Here is a 5,034-nt window from a genome sequence, read left to right on the forward strand (position 1 = left end):
AGGTATACCTTTTAATAATTGCTATGAGGTCGAAGACCTCATTAACACACTGTTAGAACCAAGGACACACTGTGATCGAGATTGAAATTAAAGATATTGCGATAATTATTGGCGGCGCTATAACAGCAATCTCGACACTGTGTGCTGTTCTTATTACAAGTCGCTTCAACTTAAAACTCGCAAAGATAAATATCGACGCTCAAGTTCAGCAAAAAAATGAAGAACGGAAAATACAAAAAATCGAAGATATATATCTTCTTTTTGAGAAGTGGGAAACGAACTTTTCAAATATATACTTAATGCATCTTCGCTGCTATTGTGGAAATCTTGATTACAAAAGTGTTATGGAACTAACTAAGGATTCAGCGATGTTCGCACCTGGCGACTTTCAGAAATTAAAAATGCTAATGAATGTCTATTTCCCTGAAATTGCATCCGAGCACAAAAAAGTCGACGACGCTAGGCGTAAAATCGTTCCATTTTTATCTGACCCCAAAGAAAGCAAATTGAACCCGAAAGACTTTGTTAAATTACAAGAAGACTTTGAAACGGTGTGCGCCACATTCAAAATGCAAATCAGTAATTTAGCCAACTAGGATCCGGCGCAGCTCTAACTAGTGGTTCAAGTCGTTCGCTTCGCTCACTCGGGACCGGCTAAAGCCGGCCCCTTAACCAAACGTTAGAACTATATTCAAGTAAGGAGAAAACATCATGGCAAGATGTACCGCACCAGTAAGAGGGCATAGTTCGGCTGCTGCTGCAGCAAATTGCCCCGCGTGCCGTTATAAAAGTCGTGGGTACGGTGGCTATAGCGGCTACAGTACTCCATCTTCATCGTACTCTGGCACTAGTAGTTATTCTAATAGTAGTGGCAGTAGTTCCAGAAGTTCAAAACCTCGCTGGTCTAAGTCGAGTTCGTCAGTTTCTTACACTACTTCTCAAATTCAATCATTAACACCCATAAGAGAGGCAGTTGAAGTTAAGGCGGCTATCCAACCTGATATTCGAGATGCTTTTTTATGTCATGCATGGGCCGATCGTAAAGAATCAGCTAAGGAACTGAATGATTTACTTGAAGCTGCCGGTGTAAAGGTTTGGTTCAGTGAAAAAGATCTTGGGCTGGGCGTTCCGATGATGCGAGCCATTGACAAGGGCTTAGCAAATTCCAAGGTGGGGCTTGTCCTAGTAACTCCCGCAATGTTGGAGCGCCTTCCAAAAGAAAGCGTCGCTGATAAAGAGCTATCTGCTTTATTAGCAGGTAACCGTCTCATTCCTATCGTGCACAATACAACATATGAAGCTCTTCGTAATGTAAGTCCCTTGCTTGCATCAAGATCGGGCTTAGACACTTCGGAAGATTCAATGGCAGAGATAGCTGAAAAAATTGCTGAGTTGGTTGCTATATAATTCCGTGCAGTATAGTTCTAACAATCCAATGCACGCGGAGCCACTCATAGGAGCTGTATTTGAGCAATTTCTTATTTGAAGATTATTCAATTTCTGCAGAAAGAGAGCTGACTTTATTATTGGGAAAAGTTACTCACCATATTCACCCAGATATTGTCTCTGTCATACAGGAAGAAAATAAGCGATTTAAACAAACATTCGAAAAATATTGTTCTCCAAAGCTTGAATTGGAGTCCTTCTTCTATGAAAACTCTGATTGTGTTTTCCCAGGATTTCGAAGGCCTGTTAATTTTGAAAAGAATGATTCCTGGAAAAATAAAGTGTATGCGGTAGATGGGACAATTCTAAACGATAATACATTTCCGCGTCATATCTGGGCATTTTTATCGACGGATCGTCCATATTCAGGCGGTTCAAATGGTATGTGGGAATCGAGCGGTTTAGGAAAATTTGAACTGGCTCATGTTTTTTCACACAAGCAAGATGAACGCAGGTCTGAAGAAAAATTATTCAAAAAAGTAGATATATCTAAAAAGCCGTATGGTCATTTTACATCAGCTTCGAATGTTGTTTTGATTCCAAAAGGGTATGCAAAGCCAACTGATTCGATGCTCGCAATAAAAGCCTGCTTCTTTAAAAGGCATATAGATTTATACGGTACAAACATGTATGGCCTGAGTGGCTTGGATGATTTAAAAATTCCAAGTTGGTATGGTGATGTGGATTGGCTTGAGCCAAAATTGCCCATCGACTGGAGGGAAAAAATATCTAACCTTTTAAAATACAGATCTGAATATCTAAAGCGGAAATATGCCTAACAATCACAAGCAAAGGACCAAACTACGCTGCGCCAATTTGCGGTTCGCTTTGCTCACTTTACCGCAAATTGGCTCCGCTCCGTTTGGCCCCTGTTGTAGGCGTTACACATCAAGGAGGAATTATGAGAATTATTCAGGCATTAATTATTTCGTTACTTTCATTTGCTGTATTTGCGCAGGAGCCCAATGTATTTAAAAGTGTGACAGTGGGGTTCAAGGTTACAAAACCAGATGAATGGCAGTTTATCACTACGGAAGAGAATCTTGAAAACCTTAAAAAGGTTCAAATGAATGATGAAGAATTTCAGCAACTAATGCTTAAATACTCTACAGCCCCATTAGTCGCAATGATGAAATATCCTGAGCCTTTTGATGATCTGAACCCAAGTTTTAAAGTCAATATAAAACCATTGGGCCGATTAAAAGGAACTGACCCTAAGAACATACTTGGGCTTATACTTCCTCAGTTTCAAAAAATGTTTCAAGACTTTAATCTGGTGCAACCACCAACGGATACAACAGTTGGTAAATTACCAGCTGCATACATGCGTATAAATTATTCTTTGGCTATTCCAGACGGTCGAACTTTCCCCACCACGTCAGAACTTTGGATAGTTCCAAGAGGTGATTACTTCTTCATGATCGGCGCAGGTACTCGCCAAGATGGAAAGACCGGATCAAGGGAAGAAATATCTAAAATTCTTTCAAGCGTTGAACTGTAATGTTTAACAGGCGCATGTAATCGGACTGGTTTTCCGCTGCGCGCCAAACCAGCCGCAAATGCGGGCGTTAGCCAATATCACCCAATAACGATACACGGGCGTTTTTGAATAAAACGCCTTTCGATTGACCTGCTGTTATTTGGCAGCCAAACATCTTTATTCGTCTGATCTGGACTCAGTGTCACCCCGTATAGGCAGGGACAAGATTTTCCCGGGGAAAACGATGGATAACGGCTGTGAAGTAGTCTGGTTCAAGCGCGACCTGCGGCTGACGGATCATGCCCCGCTGCAGCAGGCGGTACAGCGCTGCCAGCAGCGCGGCCACACTCTGGTGTTGCTGTACTGCATTGAGCCTGAACTCTGGCGCCAGCCAGACATGGCCCATCGTCACTGGCTGTTTATTCGTGACTGTCTGGCCGAGCTGGCACAACAGATACAGTCGCGCAGTCACACTGAGACTTCCTTGCTGGTAGCGTTCGGCTCCCTCACTGACACACTGCACTGGCTGCATCACCACTGTGCAATTCAGGGTCTGCGGAGTCATCAGGAAACCGGCAATGACTGGACCTTCCAGCGTGACCGGCTAGTGCAGGCATGGTGCCGCGAACACCGGCTTGAGTGGTTCGAGCCGCCCCAGCATGCCGTCAGACGCGGCGGGATCAACCGCGATGACTACGAGCAGTTCAGCCAGCAGTTTTTCGATATGACCTGCGCCGGTGTGCCACCACTGGCCATCCCCATGCCTGAACACGTCCGCAAGCTGCCGCTGGATCAGATCAGCAATATCCACACTGGTCTGAGCCTGCTTCGCTACAGCGGCGACTTTCTGATAGCGAACCCCAGCGTGCGAGCGATGACCTGCATCAGCGGTGAGCAGATTCAGCGCGGGGGGCGCAGTCTGGGTCTGCAGTTATTGGATACCTTTGTTGCCAGTCGCAGTCACCGTTACCTGCAAAATCTGGCCAGACCACTGCAAGGGGCTACCTTCAGTTCGCGTCTTAGCCCTCATCTGGCCTGGGGCAGTTTATCTGCCAGAGAGGTGATGGCCTCTGCCCGGTACGCCTTGGTGCAGGCTGACGATGCCAGCCATAAACGTAATCTGCAGGCATTTATCTCCCGCCTGCACTGGCAGTCGCATTTTATGCAGAAGCTGGAAGCCGAACCGGCAATGGAGTTTGTCGAACAGAACAGGCTGTATCGGGCCCAGGCGGAGGGGGCAAACCGCGATGGCGAAGGTGAGCTGGAGCCGCGCCTCACTGCCTGGTTTCACGGCCTGACCGGCGAGCCGATGATTGATGCCTGCATGCGCTGCCTGCGACAGACGGGCTGGCTGCCGTTTCGTATGCGCGCCATGGTGATGAGCTATGCCAGCTACCTGCTGTGGCTACCCTGGCAACGCACTGCGCCACTGCTGGCAACCTTGTTCACCGATTACGAGCCCGGCATTCACTACCCACAGATACAGATGCAATCCGGGGTGACCGGCATTAATCCCAACCGCATCTATAACCCCGTCAAACAGTCGCTTGATCAGGATCCACATGGCCACTTTATCGCTCGCTTCTGCCCTGAACTTGCCACTTTACCTGCCAGCTGGCGCCATCACCCTGCCCTGATTGCCCGAGCAGAACTGCTTCGCCATGGCCTTGAGCTGGGTGTCGATTACCCGCAGCCAATGGTTGATCATGAGGCCGCCGCCCAGCGTGCCAGACAGCGTCTGGCGATGGTCCATAACCACAGTGAGCACCGGCAAGCCAGTCGCAGCGTCTATGAAAAACACGGTAGTCGGCGCCGTTCCGCCCAGCGGCATGCTACGTCGTCAGTGGATGTGCGGCAGCTGTCGCTGTTCTAACAGGTCGTTGAAAATCTATCTGCGTTGCCGAATACCGCGTCAAAAACAGGCTCAAAATGCTCATTTAGCTCACTAAACTCCGCTTTTTCGCCTGTTTTTTCCTTGTCTCGGCGGCCTCGATAACGTTTTTCAACAGCCTGCTAAGCCCCCCAGTAAGCAACCTGAGAACACTCGGATGGCCCATAAGAAACTCCACTTGCCGGAAAAAGTCTGCCCCTGCTGCCTGCGCCCCTTT

The 5,034-nt window shown here is 47.4% G+C and carries 5 protein-coding genes; all 5 read left to right on the top strand.

Features of this window, described 5'->3' with window-relative positions:
* The first annotated feature begins 71 nt into the window (after nt 1–71).
* On the top strand, nt 72–596 hold the full coding sequence (locus tag WH50_RS23430; RefSeq protein WP_110189618.1) for a hypothetical protein: 525 nt from the start codon (nt 72–74) through the stop codon (nt 594–596).
* 115 nt (nt 597–711) lie between these two features.
* On the top strand, nt 712–1,407 hold the full coding sequence (locus WH50_RS23435) for a toll/interleukin-1 receptor domain-containing protein (RefSeq protein WP_110189619.1): 696 nt from the start codon (nt 712–714) through the stop codon (nt 1,405–1,407).
* 59 nt (nt 1,408–1,466) lie between these two features.
* Nucleotides 1,467–2,225 carry a hypothetical protein gene (locus tag WH50_RS26210; protein ID WP_133251414.1) on the top strand — a complete coding sequence of 253 codons (759 nt, stop codon included), beginning with the start codon at nt 1,467–1,469 and terminating at the stop codon, nt 2,223–2,225.
* Nucleotides 2,226–2,347: 122 nt separating this feature from the next.
* Nucleotides 2,348–2,947, top strand: coding sequence for a hypothetical protein (locus WH50_RS23445; RefSeq protein ID WP_110189621.1), 600 nt, complete (start codon nt 2,348–2,350; stop codon nt 2,945–2,947).
* A 223-nt stretch (nt 2,948–3,170) separates the two neighbouring features.
* Nucleotides 3,171–4,799 carry a cryptochrome/deoxyribodipyrimidine photo-lyase family protein gene (locus WH50_RS23450; protein ID WP_110189622.1) on the top strand — a complete coding sequence of 543 codons (1,629 nt, stop codon included), beginning with the start codon at nt 3,171–3,173 and terminating at the stop codon, nt 4,797–4,799.
* Nucleotides 4,800–5,034 lie beyond the last annotated feature (235 nt).

Source organism: Pokkaliibacter plantistimulans, assembly GCF_003194385.1.
Classification (GTDB): Bacteria; Pseudomonadota; Gammaproteobacteria; order Pseudomonadales; family Balneatricaceae; genus Pokkaliibacter; species Pokkaliibacter plantistimulans.